Source organism: Ectothiorhodospira shaposhnikovii, assembly GCF_016584105.1.
Lineage (GTDB): Bacteria > Pseudomonadota > Gammaproteobacteria > Ectothiorhodospirales > Ectothiorhodospiraceae > Ectothiorhodospira > Ectothiorhodospira shaposhnikovii.
Window position 1 is genome coordinate 43788 of sequence record NZ_NRSM01000006.1, and the last position, 16809, is coordinate 60596.

The following is a 16809-nucleotide window of genomic DNA, read 5'->3' on the forward strand; positions in this document are numbered from 1 at the left end:
TACCGCGCAAGGGGCTTTCAAAATCACTGCCAAAGGGGTATCTTTGCGCCCGTTCCCGGCCGTGTCCGGGGGCATATGTCAGGCCACAGAGGACTTCGTGTTCGTATGGACAGTTGCTGTACAACTTGCACACGCGTGACGACCATTTCGGGTCCGGCATGGGTGTGGTGCAGCGTCCGTCGAGGCGAGTTCCCCGCCGCGGTCATCTGACCGCCCGGGGCTCCTGATCCCGACGCGCCAAACCCCATCCAGGGCACGTACGGGAGCCCCCCCAACTTACGCATGAACCATAGCCGCCATCAGGGCGGTGTTTTTCGTTAGGGGTTCATGCGGCTTTTCTCCCCGTCGTGTCACGACTTCCACCCGAAACCGGTTCACGAACCCAAACGGATACCCTTGCAGCATGCCCCCGGGGGCAGGAAGGAAAGTAGACATGACCGATCTGATGAACAACGCAGCCACCCCTCTCGAAGCGGCCAACGACGCCATCCACGCCCTGTCGTGGACCGACACGGCCCTGGAGACGGTGGATACGGCAGTGCGGATGGGGGAATACGGCGCGGCGCGCCTGCGGTTTCTGAAACTGGCGGAGCAGTCCCAGATCCGGGTGCTGCTGCATATCCCGCAAAAGGATGCGATCCGTCTGGCCGGAGGACTGCCCACCTATACGGTGGCCCGCCTGTTTGAACAGCTCCCCCGCCCCCTGGGCCGGGCCATCGTGCAGTCCCTGCCGGAGGTGAAGCGGCAGGGCGTGGTGGTCATCCTGAACCACCGCCGCAGCCGTTCCCCCCGGCAGCAGGCCATGGGCTGACGGAAGTGCTGTCCCACCCTTCTTCCCCGCCGGGGAAGAAGGGTTTTCCCCCTTGCCCAAGCCCACGCAAAGCCTCAAGCTTGGCACGCCTTTTCCAAGCCTGAAGCCCTGCATGAAAATTGCCATTCTCTCGCGAAACTCCCGCCTGTATTCCACCCGCCGTCTGGTCGAGGCCGCCAAGGTCCAGGGGCATCAGGTCCAGGTTCTGGACCCCCTGCGCTGCTACATGAACATCACCTCCGACAAGCCCAGCATCCACTACAAGGGCTGCGAGTTGACCGGCTTTGACGCCGTGATCCCCCGTATCGGCGCCTCCATCACCTTCTACGGCACCGCCGTGCTGCGCCAGTTCGAGATGATGGGGGTGTTTCCGGTCAACGAATCCGTGGCCATCAGCCGCGCCCGGGACAAGCTGCGCTGCCTGCAACTGCTGTCCCGGGAAGGCATCGGCCTGCCGGTCACCGGCTTCGCCCATTCCCCGGACGACATCGACGACCTGCTGCGGGAGGTGGAGGGCGCACCGCTGGTGATCAAGCTGCTGGAAGGCACCCAGGGTGTAGGCGTGGTGCTGGCAGAAACCCGCAAGGCCGCCGAAAGCGTGATCCAGGCCTTCATGGGCCTGCGCCAGAACATTCTGGTGCAAGAGTTCATCAAGGAGGCCGGCGGCACCGACCTGCGCTGCCTGGTGGTGGGCGGCAAGGTGGTGGCCTCCATGATGCGCCGGGCCAAGGAGGGGGAATTCCGCTCCAACCTGCACCGGGGCGGCACCCCGGAACCGGTGAAGCTCACCCCCCAGGAACGGGCCACGGCGGTGCGGGCGGCGAAGATCGTCGGCCTCAATGTCTGCGGCGTGGACATCCTGCGCTCCGACCGCGGCCCGGTGGTGATCGAGATCAATGCCAGCCCCGGCCTGGAGGGGATCGAAACCGCCTCGGGCGTCGATGTGGCCGGCCGCATCATCCAGTTCATCGAACAGAACGGCAAGCCCCACAGGACCCGGACCCGGGGCAAGGGCTGAACACCGCCCCTTCCCGAAACGCAACATTTGCGGCTAACCTGATAGGGAAACAAGACTCAGGACGCCGTCATTGATGACTGCCCATCACCCGCCTGCCGGTCCCCCAGGCCTGTCCGGGCGCCGGTTGCTCTCACTCATCCTGCTGCTGGGCCTGCTCCCCGGCATGGCCCTGGGGGCCGAGCCCCGCATCCGCATCTCCGATGTGGGTGACGAGATCGCGGACAACATCCGTGCCCATCTGGGGTTGCACCGGGAGGGATGCGATCTGCCCGAATGGCGGGAACGCCCCCTGCTGCGCGCCGCCGACCGGGAAATCCGCGGCGCCCTGCGCGCCCTGGGCTACTACGAACCCCGGTTCACCGTGGACTTCCAGCGCAACGAGGCCTGCTGGTCCCTGGACATTGACCTGGAACCCGGCCCCCCGGTGCGGGTTCGCAACCTGGACATCCGCGTCATCGGCGAGGCGGAACAGGACCCCACTTTCCATGATCTGATCCAGTCCCCCCCCATCCGCCCCGGTGACCAGCTGCACCACGACCGCTACGAACAGATCAAGAGCGGCCTCAACCGCCAGGCGACGGCACGGGGCTATCTGGACGCCCGCATCACCACCAGCCAGATGCGGGTGGACATTCGGGAACAGGCGGCGGATCTGGTGGTCCATCTGGAGAGCGGCCCACGCTATTTCCTGGGCCCGGTCACCCTGGAGCAGGACACCTTCCATGACCGGCTGGTGCGCAGGTTCATCCCGTTCGAACAGGGGGATGTCTATGACAGTCGCCGCCTGATCAGCATGCAGCAGGCCTTCATGGACAGCGGTTATTTCAGCGACGTGCGCGTGGACCCCCGCACCGATGATGCAGAGGACCTGGAGGTCCCCATTCACGTCACCCTGACCCCACGCAACAAATGGTCCTACCTGGCCGGGGTCGGAGCCAGCACCGACAAGGGACCCCGCGTGCGCCTGGGGGTGGAAAACCATCGCGCCAACCGCGCCGGCCACCGCTACAACGCCGAACTGGAAGTCTCGTCGGTGAATACCCAGGTGGGGATCGGCTATGAGATCCCCTTGGGTGATCCGGCCCGGGAACGCATCAACCTGACCGCCGGCTACCAGAGCGAAAACACCGACACCTCCGAGAGCGACATCTACAGTATGGGCATCGCCCACCTGCGACAGCTACCCTCCGGGTGGATCCAGACCCGCTCGCTGGCGTTCGAACGGGAGGATTTCAAAGTGGCCGATGTCCGTGACAGCACCACGCTGCTCATGCCCGGATTCCAGATGTCGCGAGTGCAGGCAGACCACCCCGTATTCCCTCAACGGGGCTGGCGACTGAGCTTCAGCCTGCGCGGGGCATCCGAGGATCTGTTGTCCTCGATCAGCTTCGCCCAGGCTACCGGCCGCGCCAGGTACATCATGCCCCTGGGAGAAGGACGCCTGCTGCTACGGGCCGATGCCGGCACCACCGCCGTGCAGGACTTCGCCAGATTGCCCGCGTCCCTGCGTTTCTTCGCCGGCGGTGACAGCAGCGTGCGCGGCTACGGCTACCAGAAACTGGGCCCCACCAACGACGATGGCGACATCATCGGCGGCCGCCACATGGCCAGCGGCAGCATCGAGATGGACTACCCGTTCGCGGATCAATGGAGCGTGGCCGTGTTTGCCGACGGCGGCAACGCCTTCAACCATCTCAATGACTGGAATGCCCGCTACGGGGTGGGTGTAGGAGTACGCTGGCGCTCCCCCATCGGCCCCATCCGGGTGGACATCGCTCACCCCATCGACAGCGATGACAATTTCCGCCTGCACCTGAGCATGGGAATGGACCTGTGATCCGGCGTCTTCTTGCGGCTTTGTTGCTGATCATTCTGCTGCTGTTCACCCTGTTCACCTTCCTGGTGGGCACCGGGCCCGGCGCCCGGCTCCTGGTGCAGGTGGGTGTCGGCTTCATCCCCGGAGAACTGGAGATCGGGCACCTGGAAGGCAACCTGCTCAAGGGCCTGACGGCCAGGGACATCCACTACCGTCATGAAGCCCTCACCGCCGGACTGGCCCATCTGGAGGCCCGGGTGGCCCTGCTGCCGCTGACCGGACTGCGGGTCGAGGTTCTCACGCTGCAGGCGGCGGAACTGGACCTGACCCTCACCCCGGACCCGGATGCCCCGCCCGCCGACGAGCCTTTCAGCCTTCCCGACTCGATCCCCATGCCGGTGGTGGTGAACCTGCCCGAGGGTCACATCCGGCAGATCCGGTTTCGCACCGGCCCCGAGGCCGAACCGCTGGCCGTGGACAGTCTGCGCCTGTCCCTGCATCTGGATCAGGAGCGGGTGCTGATCCGCCGCCTGGCCGTGGACAGCCCCCTCGCCGACATCCTGGCCGCGGGTCACATCGGACTGGCCCTGCCCTACCCGATGGAACTGGGGGTGGACTGGCGCCTGCCCCTGCCCGAGACTGCCGGCGAGTTCCTGCCCGACGCCGATCAGGCCCGGGGGCAACTCGTCACCCAGGGAGACCTGGCCCGACTGACACTCCGCCACCAGGTCCTGGCCCCCTTGAATCTGGTCACCGAGGGTGACATCCACGATCCCGTCACCGATCTGGTCCTGGACCTGACCCACCACTGGCAGGCCCTCACCATCACCCTGGCGCAAGACCAGCCCCTGTCCGTGGCGGAGGGCCGGCTGGTGACCCGGGGTCGGCCCGATGCCTATGTCCTGGACCTGGACACCGCCGTCACCCTGGACCCATGGCCCACCCTGGCCCTGACCCTGAACGCCGAAGGGGATACCCGAACCCTGCGCCCGGCACCGCTGTCGATCCGCGGCGAAGCCGGTGATCTGGACCTGAGCGGCCGGATCCACTGGCACGAGGGCCTGTCCTGGGCCCTGGACCTTCGGGGCCGGAACCTGGAGCCCGGCCGGTTTGTCGCCGATCTGCCAGGTCGGCTGCAACTGGCACTGGGCACCGAAGGCCGCCTGGACGATACCCTGGGCGTCGTCACCCGGGTGGATCTGCGGGAACTCTCCGGCACCCTGCGGGAATTCCCCGTGCGCGGTCAGGGCCGGATCGACGTCGCCGGCAACCGTCTGACATCCCCGGGCCTGCAACTGGCCGTGGGAGACAACCGCCTCGACGCCAAGGGCGAAGTCGCCGAGGGCCTGGACCTGGCCTTTGACCTGCAGGCACCGGACCTGCCGGGCCTGTGGCCCGGACTCACCGGCCGCTTGCAGGCCCGCGGCCAGATCCAGGGCCCGCTGGACAGCCCGCGGATCACCGCCACGGCCCAGGGTCGGGACATGGGTTACAACGATCTGGCCCTGGGCCGGATGGACCTGGACCTGCAGGCCGGCCTTTCACCGCAAAGCCCCCTTGCGCTGAACCTGACCGTCGAGGCCCTGCGCCTGGGAGAGGTCCTGGACCTGACACGCCTGACCCTGGCGGGGGAAGGCCGGGGTGACGACCACCGGATCCGCCTGGACCTGGATGCGGACCAGGGCAGACTGGGCCTGAGTCTGGCGGGCAGCCTGACGGCCATGGATCCGCCGGACTGGCGTGGTCGCCTCACCCGCCTCAATTTGGATCAACCCCTGGCGGGCGCCTGGCAACTGGAAGCCCCCGCCCCCCTGCAGGCCTCGGCAAGCAGCGCCGAACTGGGACAGCTCTGCCTGCTGCAGGATGAAGCCCGCCTCTGCCTGGACGGCGCCTGGTCCGACCGTGAGGGTGGCCGGGGCCAGCTGACCCTGTCAGACCTGGCCCTGGACGGTCTGGCACCGCTGCTGCCCCAGAATCTGCGTCTGGACGGCTACCTGGACGCCCGGGCCGATCTGCGCCTGGACGAACACCTGCAACTGGAGGCCCGGATACTGCCCGGCGACGGCAACCTGCGCATGCTGGACCTGGAGGGCGATGAGAAAATCATCCCCTACCAACAGGCCAGGGTGGATCTGCGGGTCCAGGACCGTGACATCGAGGCGGCCCTGCAGTTCGGCTTTCTGGAGGGCGGCACCGTCAGTGCCCGATTCACCGCCCGACCAGGGACGGACGGTGAACTGGCCCTGGCGGGCAATGCCCGGGCCGACCTCACCGAACTGGGCTGGCTGGAGATGCTGGCGCCCCAGATCCGGGAACCGGCGGGCCGAATCGACGCCGACGTGGATCTGGCCGGTACGCTGTCCAACCCACTGATTGATGGCCGAATCACCCTGAGCGATGGCCGCATGGACATTCCGGACCTGGGCATCACCCTGGATGAACTGACCTTCACCGCCCGCAACGACGGAACGGAACGCCTGATACTTGATGGCAGCGTAAGCTCCGGCCCCGGGCGGCTGACCCTGGACGGCCATGTCCTGCTGGACCCGGACAACCAGTACCCCGTCAATCTGAACATCCGGGGCGATCGCTTCCAGGCGGCACGCCGCCCCGACGTGGACCTGCTGGTCAGCCCGGACCTTTATATAGCCGTGCTGGGTGAACGGGTCATCGTCCGAGGTGACCTGACCATTCCCGAGGCCACCCTCACCCTGCTGGAGCTACCCCAGCAGGCGGTCTCGGTGTCCCGGGACGAGATCATTCTCGATAGCGACACCGAGGAGGCCCGGCCCCTGCAGGTGATCGCACGGGTACGCCTGATCCTGGGTGACCAGGTTCGCATCAGCGGCTTCGGCCTGGAGGCGCGACTCAGCGGCAACGTGATGGTTCAGGAAACGCCGGGGATGTCCACACGGCTGATCGGTGAAGTGCGGGTGAATGAAGGACGCTACAGGGCCTATGGCCAGGATCTGACCGTGGAACGCGGGGTGCTCCTGTTCCAGGGACCGCCGGAAAACCCCGGCCTTAATCTAAGGGCCTCCCGTCGCATACCGATTCATGAGGTGCTGGTGGGCATCGAAATCATCGGCACTCTGGAGGAACCCCGTTCACGGATCTTCTCCGATCCGGCCATGGAAGACAGCGAGGCCCTCGCCTTTCTGATCACCGGCCGCCCCCTGTCAGGTGGCAGCGAGACGGATGCCGGCGCCATTGCCTCGGCCATTGCCATGTTCGGTATCGAACGGGGCGCCTTCATCACCGACCGCATCGGCCGGCAACTGGGCCTGGACGAATTCGCGGTGGACACCGGCACGGACCTGGACGATGCCGCCCTGATGATGGGACGCTATCTCTCCCCCAGGCTGTATCTGCGCTATGCCATGGGGTTGTTCCAACAGAGCTCCACGGTGATGCTCAATTATCAGCTCTCCCGGACCCTGAGCCTGGAAACCAGGTCCAGCACCGACTCCCAGAGCATGGATCTGATCTATCGCCGGGAGCGCTGAGCCTGCCTGCCGGCGCAGCCCCGATCCACCAACACACGGGAATCTGAAAACATGTCCAAGCTGACCTTCCTGGGCGCCACCGGCGAAGTCACCGGCTCCCGCTATCTGCTGGAAACCGGACACAGCCGCCTGCTGCTGGAATGCGGCATCCAGCAGGGCGGCGCCGAGGCCGACAAGGCCAACCGCCGCTCCCTCGCTCACCTGGCCAAAACGGTGGATGCCGTCGTCATCTCCCACGGCCACCTGGACCATGCCGGCCTGCTGCCGAAACTGGTGCGGGACGGCTTCCAGGGCCCCATTCACTGCACCGACTCCACCCTGGAGCTGCTGGAAATCATGCTGCGGGACGCCGCCCACGTCATGTCCAAGGACATCGAATGGGAGAACAAGTGGCGGGAACGGGCAGACAAGCCCCTGATTGAACCCGTTTATACCCAGGACGACGTGGATGCCACCCTGGCACTCTGCCACCCCATGCCCTATGGCCGGCCGGAATCAGTGACCCAGGACGTGCAGCTGACCTTCCGCGACGCGGGCCACATACTCGGCTCCGCCATCGTGGATTTGATCGTGGATGACGGCGGACGCAAACGGCACCTGGTGTTTTCCGGAGACCTGGGCAATCCGGACTCAGCGCTGATGCATACACCGGCCCAGCCGGAACACGCAGACGTGGTCCTGATGGAGAGTACCTACGGCAACCGGGATCACCGTCCGCTGGCGGAGACCCTGGAAGAACTGGCGCAGATCCTGGCCCAGGCGGACCGGGACGGCGGCAACGTCCTGATCCCCGCCTTTGCCGTGGGACGCACCCAGGAAATCCTCTACCACCTGGGCATGCTCTACCATCAGGGCCGCCTGCCCCAGCAGAAAGTCTTTCTGGACAGCCCCATGGGCATTCAGGTCACGGAGCTCTATGCCAGGCGCCGGGATGCCCTCAACGGCAAGGACCTCAAACAGCTCCGCCAGGCCTCCGGGGAACCCCTGGAGGCGTCACTGCCCATCCTGCAGTTCACTCGCCGGGTGGAGGAGTCCATGGCCATCAACCGGATCAAGTCCGGGGCCATCATCATCGCCGGCGCCGGCATGTGCACCGGCGGGCGTATCCGCCACCATCTCAAGTACAACCTGTGGCGCAAGCAGAACCACGTGGTGATCGTGGGGTTCCAGGCCCGGGGCAGCCTGGGGCGCATGCTGGTGGACGGGGTGGAGCGGGTCAAGCTGCTGGGCAGCGAAGTGGCGGTCAAGGCCCGGATACATACCCTGGGAGGCTTTTCCGCCCATGCAGGACAGGGTCAGCTGGTAAGCTGGGCAAAGGGATTCAAGGGCAAGCCGGTGTTCTACATGGTTCACGGAGAACCCCAGGCCCGGGATGCCCTGGCCGGGTTGCTGCGAGAGGAACACGGCATCGACGCCCGGGTGCCGGAGTACGAGGAAACGATCGCCCTTTAGGCCGGGGGAGGGCCGGGCCTGCCCCCATCCCCGGCCCTCCCATCCCAAACCTACCGCTTCACCTGCAACTGGGAAATGTCCCGCACCGCCCCTCGGGCCGCGGAAGTGGCCATCAGGGCATAGGCCTTGAGTGCCTGGCTCACCACCCGCTGCCGGTCAACCGGCTGCCAGGCCTTTCCGCCCCGCTGCTCCATGGCGACCCGCCGACGCTCAAGCTCCGCATCCTCCACGGCAATGCGGATTACCCGCGCCGGGATATCGATCTCGATGATATCCCCCTCCTCCACCAGACCGATGTTGCCGCCCTCGGCGGCTTCCGGTGACACATGCCCGATGGACAGGCCCGAGGTGCCGCCGGAGAAACGGCCGTCCGTCACCAGGGCGCAGGCCTTGCCCAGTCCCTTGGATTTCAGGTAACTGGTGGGATAGAGCATCTCCTGCATCCCCGGCCCGCCGCGGGGGCCTTCATAACGGATGATCACCACATCCCCCGCGTTCACCTGATCCCCCAGGATCGCCGCCACGGCATCGTCCTGACTTTCGAACACCCGGGCAGGACCGGAGAACTTCAGGATGCTCTCGTCCACCCCGGCGGTCTTGACGATACAGCCCTCCGGGGCCAGATTGCCGTAGAGCACCGCCAGCCCGCCATCCTGGGAATAGGCATGGGCCACTGAACGAATGCACCCACCCGTCCGGTCCAGATCCAGGGCGTCCCAGCGCCGGGACTGGGAAAAGGCCTCCTGGGTGGGCACACCGCCGGGGGCGGCCAGGAAACGCTCATGGGCCTCGGCGGCATCGCTGCGGGCCACATCCCAGCGTGCCAGGGCATCGGCCAGGGTGGGACTGTGGACGGTGGCCACGTCCCGATGCAGCAGACCCGCCTGATCCAGTTCCCCGAGGATGGCCAGCACGCCGCCGGCCCGATGCACATCCTCCATGTGATACTGCTGGGTGGCCGGGGCCACCTTGCAGATGTTGGGCACCTTGCGGGAGAGGCGGTCGATGTCCGCCATGGTGAAATCCACCTCCCCTTCCCGGGCCGCCGCCAGCAGGTGCAGCACGGTGTTGGTGGAGCCCCCCATGGCAATGTCCAGGCTCATGGCATTCTCGAAGGCCTCGCGGGTGGCGATGGCGCGGGGCAACACGGAGGTATCGTCCTGCTCGTAGTAACGCCGGGCCAGATCCACCACCAGGCGCCCCGCCTCCAGGAACAGCTCCCGGCGCCCGGCATGGGTCGCCAGCAGGGAGCCGTTGCCGGGCAGGGACAGGCCCAGGGCCTCGGTGAGACAGTTCATGGAATTGGCGGTGAACATGCCGGAACAGGAACCGCAGGTGGGGCAGGCGGAGCGCTCGTACTCCATCACGGTTTCGTCGCTTTCCTGGGGATTGGCGGCGGTCACCATGGCATCCACCAGGTCCAGACTGATGACCTTATCACCCCGGGTCACCTTGCCCGCCTCCATGGGGCCGCCGGAGACGAACACCACCGGGATGTTCAGCCGCATGGCGGCATTGAGCATCCCGGGGGTGATCTTGTCGCAGTTGGAGATGCACACCAGGGCATCGGCGCAATGGGCATTGACCATGTACTCCACCGCGTCGGCGATCAGCTCCCGGGACGGCAGGGAATAGAGCATGCCGCCGTGGCCCATGGCGATGCCGTCGTCCACGGCGATGGTGTTGAATTCCTTGGCCACGCCGCCGGCCTTCTCGATCTCGCGGGCCACCAGCTGGCCCAGGTCCTTGAGATGCACATGACCGGGGACAAACTGGGTGAATGAATTGGCGATAGCGATGATGGGCTTGCCGAAGTCGCCGTCCTTCATGCCTGTGGCGCGCCACAGGGCGCGGGCGCCGGCCATGTTGCGGCCATGGGTGGAAGTGCGGGATCTGTACTGGGGCATGGTGAACTCCGAAGTGCTGCCAAGACCCCACAGTTTACACCGTCCACCGACTTATCCGTCACTCCCGTTTACCCGCAGGGGGGACCCTTTTCAAACAGGGCGGTATCCTGTTAAACAAGGCAATGAACCGTTCAGATACATCCCCCAAATCCCGCCCCATCCAATCAGGGAGGTCCGACCCATGAGCATCACCCTCACACTCAGCAACATCCAGTGCGGCGCCTGCGCCAACAGCATCAAAAAGGGCCTGGGACAATTGCCCGGCGTCGGACAGGTGGACGTGGACGTGGCCACGGGCGCCGTCACCGTGGACGCCGATCCGACCTTGCGGGACACCCTGGTCGAGCGACTGAGCGAACTGGGGTTCCCGGAAAAGAACGGGTAACATGTCCCGGCGACTCCTGGCGCTGCTGTCGACGCTGCTGCTCATCACCGCCTGCCTGCCCTCCCAGGAGCAGGACAGGCACGGGGCGGCGGCGACGGCCGACCTGGCCGTCATTTCCCTGCGAATCGGCGACCATACCCTGACCGCCGAAGTGGCCGACACCGCCCCCCTGCGCGCGAAGGGGCTCATGTTTCGGGAGTCCCTGCCCCCTGACCACGGCATGCTCTTCATCTGGGAACAGCCCGAACCGGTGGCCATGTGGATGCTCGACACCCCCCTGCCCCTCTCGGTCGCATTCATCGACGCGCGGGGACGGATACTGAACATCGCCCGGATGCAGCCCCACAGCCGCTCCCTGCACCACTCCGACGGCGCGGCCCGCTATGCCCTGGAGATGCCCCAGGGATGGTTCGGGCAGCATCAGATTCTCCCCGGGCACCACGTGGATGGCCTGCCCCAATGACAGGCCCAGCAATTGTCGAAAAACTTTACATAAGCAACATTAATCACTTTGTCAAACAATGATAAGCCACTGTAAATAAACGCCACTTACACTGTGGCGCAGCAATTGCTTTAAAAACGGGCACGCCGCACAAGGCCAGGGACAGGCGCGCACAGGGGAGTATTACATGGACTCTGGCAGAGAATCCTACCATCGGTTGCTCTGGATCGATTTTTCCAAATCACCCGTTGCGCCACCACTGGGCAGTAACTGGGTTGTCCTTTCGGCGACATCCCTGGCTGAAGCGGAACAGTTGCTCAAGCAGGGGCCCGTGCCGGTGGGCACCTTCCTGCTGCACCCCCATATGCTTGACATTCTCCCGACGCTTGAAACTTTCCTGCATCATCACAGTGATACGGAATGGGTCGCCCAGGTGGAACCTCACCTGCTCTGGGATAACCGGATCAGGGAATTCCTGCGCCAGTGCTGCCACGACTTCCATTCCCTGCCCATCGACCCCTATCGTCTGGAAGTGGTGCTTGGGCACGCGGCGGGCATGGCACAACTCCTCCACTCAACCACGGCCGATACCCGGCGCCACAATACGCCGCTGATCGGTGAAAGCCCGACCATGATCCAGGTGATGAAGACCGTGAAAAAAGTGGCCAGGGTGGCTGCGCCGGTACTCATCACGGGAGAAAGCGGAACCGGCAAGGAGCTGGCCGCCAGGGCGGTCCACGATGAATCTCCCCGTGCCGACGGCCCCTTTGAAGCCATCAACTGCGCCGCGGTGCCCGCCTCCCTGATACAGTCGGAACTGTTCGGGCATGAACGCGGGGCCTTCACCGGCGCCCACAAGGCCCGGGCTGGGCGGGTGCAGGCCGCCAATGGCGGCACCCTGTTCCTGGACGAGATCGGTGACCTGCCCCTGGAAGTCCAGGCGGCCCTGCTGCGCTTCCTGCAGAACCAGACCGTTCAGAAGGTTGGCAGTGACCACGAAGAAACCGTGGACGTACGTGTGGTTGCCGCCACCCACGTGGACCTGGAAGCCGCGGTCCATTCAGGGCGCTTTCGCGAAGATCTCTTCTACCGCCTTGACGTGCTCCGTTTCGAGATGCCGCCGTTGCGGGAAAGGGGTCACGACGCCTCCCTGCTGGCAAGACACTTCTTCCAGACGTTTTCCACCGACCGGTCACGGCCCGTCAAGGGCTTCAGCTCCACCGCCATGGAAGCCATCTGCAACCACCACTGGCCGGGAAATGTACGTGAACTGATCAACCGGGTGCGGCGCGCCCTGGTGCTCAGTGAAAACCGCTTCATTCAGCCGGCCGACCTGGGGTTGTCGGATATATTGACTGCCGGTTCCAGGCATGCAAGCCTTGAAACCATCCGTGCAGATGCCGAACGGCAGGCCATTCTGAATGCATTGCAGATCTGCGAGGGCAACGTATCGGCGGCCGCACGCCGGCTGGATGTTTCGCGGATCACGCTCTATCGTCTGGCTCGTCGGCATGAAATCATGATCTCCGGACAGGAGACTTCCGGAACCAAGCTGCCCACCAGCCCCTGATCTCCCCCCGTCCACCATGCAAGCTCCGCCCTTCCCGCAGAGGAATGTCTGCATGTCAAAGTGCCCAAGACCCGGATTCACGGCCATCACCGCCATCTCCCTGTGCCTTGCGGGCACCACGGCCTGGGCACAATCCCCTGAAGCCGTGGGGGAGCGCCCGCCCGAGGAGCAGCGGCAGGCCGATGTGGCGGCGGTGTTCGAGGAACGGGGACTGCTGACCCCCCGGGGCAAATGGGTCGTGGAACCTTCGCTCCAGTATGTACACAGTTCATCCACCACGGTCTCCATCGATGGCTTTACCATCCTGCCGGCCATTGCCATCGGGCTCATTGACGTCAGCGAGGTGCAGCGGGATACACTCTCGGCGGCCATTGCCATCCGCTACGGTCTGAGTGATCGGGTGGAGGTGGGGCTGCGGATACCTTATGTGTGGCGAGAGGAATCCCTGCGGCGACGGGAAATACTGGTGGGGACCTCCGGTGACCAGATTGCCGGTTCGGACGGCAGCGGCCTTGGGGACGTGGAACTGGGCCTGCACTATCAGTTCAACCGGGCCGTGACCGGAAAACCCTTCTTCATCGGCAACCTGCGGGTCAAGAGCACCACCGGCACCTCACCTTTTGAGGTGGAACGCCGGGAGATCTTCAACGAGGAAGGCCAGCGCATCACCGAAGTCTTTGTGGAACAACCCACCGGCTCCGGATTCTGGGCCGTGCAACCCAGCCTGACCATGATCTACCCCACGGACCCGGCTGTGATCTACGGCAACGTCAGCTACCTCTGGAACGTGGAAAAGGACGTGGGCAGAGGCCAGGGGAAGATCGATCCGGGTGATGCCCTGGGGCTGAGCATGGGTGCCGGCATCGCACTCAACAACCGGACCTCCGTCAGCTTCGGCTATGATCACAGCGTTGTCTTCAAGACCCGGCGTGAAATCGGCGATCCCCTGGACCCCGCCTTCGACCGCATCCAGGTGGGCACCTTCCTCTGGGGCCTGTCCCACCGCATCTCCGATCGGACCAGCGTAAACTTTTCCGTCGGTATCGGCGCAACCTCGGCGGCACCCGACGCACAGGTGGCCCTGCGGGTGCCGATCAGATTCTAGGACATCACCGGATTCGCCGGCTTCAGTAGCTGCGCAGCCCCTGGATCAGCCCCGCGTCCAGGACACGCTGCAATTCCAGCCGGGAGAGGTCCAGGCCGGCCAGACCGATGTTCATGATGGTATGGTTGACGATGAGTTGCTCATTCAGGGTGTTCTGAATCACGGTTGCCCAGCCGCTGCCCGTCAACTGTTCCACGCTCAGCCCGTTCAGACCGGTGGTGATATGGATGCCGCCCAGGACATCCAGTGCGGCCCGGCTCCCCGCCGAATCACGCAACACGGTATGTGCCACCACCTCTCCATTGACGGCGGTCATCCGTTCCAGTCCCAGTGTCAGTTCAAAACCGCCCCGATGCATCAGGCCACCACGCTGCTCCGCCAGCTCCGCGTCCGGCACCCGCGCCCAGTTGAACCGATCCAGCAGATCGGCTCCCTGGACAACCGAGGGCAGACACAGCGCCAACCAGAGGGTGGGCATCCAGGGCAGCTTGCGTAACCATGACAGCGGCATGGGCGGATACCTCGATGTTTACCAGTCAGATGGCCTGGGCAGCGCCAGCAGGAAGCTGGACAATCCGTCCCTTGCCAGGGCGGTACCATAGGGTGGCTTGGTCAGGGCTTCCCAACCCACCGGCGAGTTGAAATGCTGCCGTCCCTGGGTCACCTGGTCCCGGATCAGGAACAGGATGTCATTACTCCATATCTCCTGAAATCCGGCCTTGGTGTAATCCCTCATGCCCAGCGCCGGATCGCCGACCAGCACTCGCCCATCCTGAATCCCCTTGATCACGACGAAGTGACGATAACCGTCGATGGTCACCAGGGCGATTGCCGGCACCCCCAACTCCGTGAGCGTTTCCAGAGGCAAACGGAACCCGTCCGATGCCAGCCCCTCCCGGGTCTGCAAATACCGTTTCATGTCCAGCATGGAAAAACCCTCCGCACGGATGCGTTCCTGGTCTCCCATCTGATACATGGCATCGAAGGCATCCCGCTCCGCGGTCGGGCGTCCGTAATGGTATGTCAGCAGCGTGGCAAGGGCGGCCGAACCACAGCTGAAGTCGTAGCGCTGAGGTATTACCGTCCTGAAACGCATGCCCTGAAGGCTGGTGACAGCCACATCGTGGCTACCGATCACACCGGGAACGTGGACGCTACCGGCCACACCGACCTGGGCACTCACCAGCAGGGCAAGACCGCCCAGGGCCGGAATCAGGCCCCGGACGAAAAACCTATGGGCTGAGGTTGACATTGAGAATCAACGATTCCTGAATCAGCACATTGTTGCCGGTGTTCTGAATCACGCTGCCGATCCCATGGAAATGCTCCAGCGCCCCCGGACCCAGGATGTTGTCACCCGTGGCAATCACCCCCTCCATGTAGGTGTTGGACAGGCCTGCGCTGGAGGTGATCTCGCTCAGCTGGACCGAGGAAATGTTCTGCCTGGCCCGCAGGGATTCCAGTGTGTCCATGTCCACTGCTCCGGGGAGAGACAACTCCTGGGCATGAACCGATGCGCTGCACAACACCCCCGACAGCAGGATCAGCGTTATGCCGGAGAGAACGCGATGACCCTCAAAATACCCTGACATGACCCGTTACCTCCCAGTCACTGTGGCCCCGATGAAGCGGGAGACGGTGGAGCAGACGGCCCACCGCCCCCCATGCACGAGACTAAAGGATCACTGGGTTGCGGTTCCGCCGTTGCCGCCGTTACCCGGCAGGCCCAGATGTGCCTGCACGGACACCTGCTGCTGCACCAGGCTGTTGGCACCACTGTTCTGGGCCACCTGGGTGATGCCCGCAGAGTTGGTGAAGCCACCGTCCAGGGAATTCATCGAGGTATAGCTGGACTCACCTTCGACGATCAGGTAGGTGTTGGCCACCGAACCGCTCAGGTCGTTTTCAGACACCACCATGGAGGCAATGTGGGTGTTGAAGGAATCGCTCGTCGTCTTGTTGAACGAGCCGTTCACGCTGTTATCAATGTTATTGGCGACGCTGTGATCCGAATTATCGGAGTGATCGGAGAAGTCGTTGAACGAGTCCGCGATTGAGGAATGCTTGCTGTTATCCGAGTTATCCGAATGATCGGAGAAATCGTTGTTGGAATCCGCAATCGACGTGTTCTCGCTGTTGTCTTCCGCGTTGCTCCAGGTATTGCTCAGCGTGTGATTCGTGGTTTCGGTATTGGTATTGGTAATGACCTTGCTGTTGTCGGAATTGTCATTACCGGAATCCGAAACATTGATCTCGGCCGCAACATTGATGCTGTTGTCGGAATTGTCGTTGTTGGAATCCGTCATGGTCTTGTTGCCGGAATCCGCAATTGACATGTTGTTGCTGTTGTCCGAGCTGTCGTTATGGGAGTCGGCGGTACTGAAATTCTTGCTGTTGTCGGAGCTGTCGTTGAAGGAGTCGGCAGCACTGTAGTTCTGGCTGTTGTCCGAGCTGTTGTTGAACGAGTCAGCGGTGCTCTTGCTGTTGTCCGAGCTGTTGTTGAACGAATCGGCCGTGCTCTTGCTGTTGTCCGAGCTGTCATTATTGGAATCGGCGTAGGACACGTTACCGGAGTCCGTGGCTGACTTGTTGAACGAATCGGAAGCGCTCCAGGCGTTCTGAACACCGGTTTCTCCTTCGCCACCGGTGTTCGAGGCATCAGCCCAGGCGGCCCCCGAAATGCCAAAAGTCAGTGCGATGGCAGCAGTGATCGCGGTCTTCTTGAACATGTTCATGAATTATTCCTCCTGACTGGAATCGCGGTGAACAGGCAGGCCACCATGACCTGACGACTTCC

14 protein-coding genes are annotated in these 16809 nt (G+C 64.1%); 9 read left to right on the plus strand and 5 right to left on the minus strand.

Annotation, left to right across the window (positions count from 1 at the left end; translation table 11 throughout):
* The first annotated feature begins 433 nt into the window (after positions 1-433).
* The 5 genes from CKO35_RS04890 (at position 434) to CKO35_RS04910 (ending at position 8603) form a co-directional block, all read left to right on the plus strand.
* Positions 434-811 (plus strand): hypothetical protein, encoded by a 378-nt coding sequence (locus CKO35_RS04890; protein WP_200173216.1) that lies wholly within the window; start codon positions 434-436, stop codon positions 809-811.
* 112 nt (positions 812-923) lie between these two features.
* Entirely contained in the window at positions 924-1829 is a 906-nt protein-coding gene (gene rimK, locus CKO35_RS04895) for a 30S ribosomal protein S6--L-glutamate ligase (RefSeq protein ID WP_200173218.1), read from the plus strand.
* A 73-nt stretch (positions 1830-1902) separates the two neighbouring features.
* On the plus strand, positions 1903-3666 hold the full coding sequence (locus CKO35_RS04900; RefSeq protein WP_200173219.1) for an autotransporter assembly complex protein TamA: 1764 nt from the start codon (positions 1903-1905) through the stop codon (positions 3664-3666).
* A complete protein-coding gene (locus CKO35_RS18325; RefSeq protein WP_200173221.1) occupies positions 3663-7151 on the plus strand; it encodes a translocation/assembly module TamB domain-containing protein in 3489 nt (1162 codons plus the stop codon). The genes CKO35_RS04900 and CKO35_RS18325 overlap by 4 nt, the downstream gene beginning before the upstream one ends.
* 51 nt (positions 7152-7202) lie before the next feature.
* A complete protein-coding gene (locus tag CKO35_RS04910) occupies positions 7203-8603 on the plus strand; it encodes an MBL fold metallo-hydrolase RNA specificity domain-containing protein (protein ID WP_200173223.1) in 1401 nt (466 codons plus the stop codon).
* Between the two features lie 50 nt (positions 8604-8653).
* Here CKO35_RS04910 and ilvD read toward each other — a convergent pair whose 3' ends face one another.
* Complete coding sequence (ilvD, locus tag CKO35_RS04915) at positions 8654-10510, minus strand: dihydroxy-acid dehydratase (protein ID WP_200173225.1); 1857 nt, start codon at positions 10508-10510, stop codon at positions 8654-8656.
* 181 nt (positions 10511-10691) lie between these two features.
* Between ilvD and CKO35_RS04920 the strand changes: the two genes are divergently transcribed.
* The 4 genes from CKO35_RS04920 (at position 10692) to CKO35_RS04935 (ending at position 14012) form a co-directional block, all read left to right on the plus strand.
* Positions 10692-10895, plus strand: coding sequence for a heavy-metal-associated domain-containing protein (locus CKO35_RS04920; protein ID WP_200173227.1), 204 nt, complete (start codon positions 10692-10694; stop codon positions 10893-10895).
* Between the two features lies 1 nt (position 10896).
* Entirely contained in the window at positions 10897-11358 is a 462-nt protein-coding gene (locus CKO35_RS04925) for a DUF192 domain-containing protein (protein ID WP_200173229.1), read from the plus strand.
* Between the two features lie 166 nt (positions 11359-11524).
* Entirely contained in the window at positions 11525-12907 is a 1383-nt protein-coding gene (locus CKO35_RS04930) for a sigma-54 dependent transcriptional regulator (protein WP_200173230.1), read from the plus strand.
* A gap of 52 nt (positions 12908-12959) precedes the next feature.
* Positions 12960-14012 carry a transporter gene (locus CKO35_RS04935; protein ID WP_200173232.1) on the plus strand — a complete coding sequence of 351 codons (1053 nt, stop codon included), beginning with the start codon at positions 12960-12962 and terminating at the stop codon, positions 14010-14012.
* 22 nt (positions 14013-14034) lie between these two features.
* Here the strand turns inward: CKO35_RS04935 and CKO35_RS04940 are convergent, their stop codons facing one another.
* From CKO35_RS04940 to CKO35_RS04955, 4 genes are all read right to left on the minus strand, one after another.
* Positions 14035-14523 carry a hypothetical protein gene (locus tag CKO35_RS04940; RefSeq protein ID WP_200173234.1) on the minus strand — a complete coding sequence of 163 codons (489 nt, stop codon included), beginning with the start codon at positions 14521-14523 and terminating at the stop codon, positions 14035-14037.
* Positions 14524-14541: 18 nt separating this feature from the next.
* Complete coding sequence (locus CKO35_RS04945; protein ID WP_200173235.1) at positions 14542-15264, minus strand: C39 family peptidase; 723 nt, start codon at positions 15262-15264, stop codon at positions 14542-14544.
* A complete protein-coding gene (locus CKO35_RS04950; RefSeq protein ID WP_200173237.1) occupies positions 15245-15604 on the minus strand; it encodes a hypothetical protein in 360 nt (119 codons plus the stop codon). The genes CKO35_RS04945 and CKO35_RS04950 overlap by 20 nt, the downstream gene beginning before the upstream one ends.
* A gap of 90 nt (positions 15605-15694) precedes the next feature.
* Entirely contained in the window at positions 15695-16747 is a 1053-nt protein-coding gene (locus CKO35_RS04955) for a hypothetical protein (protein WP_200173239.1), read from the minus strand.
* Between the last annotated feature and the right edge of the window lie 62 nt (positions 16748-16809).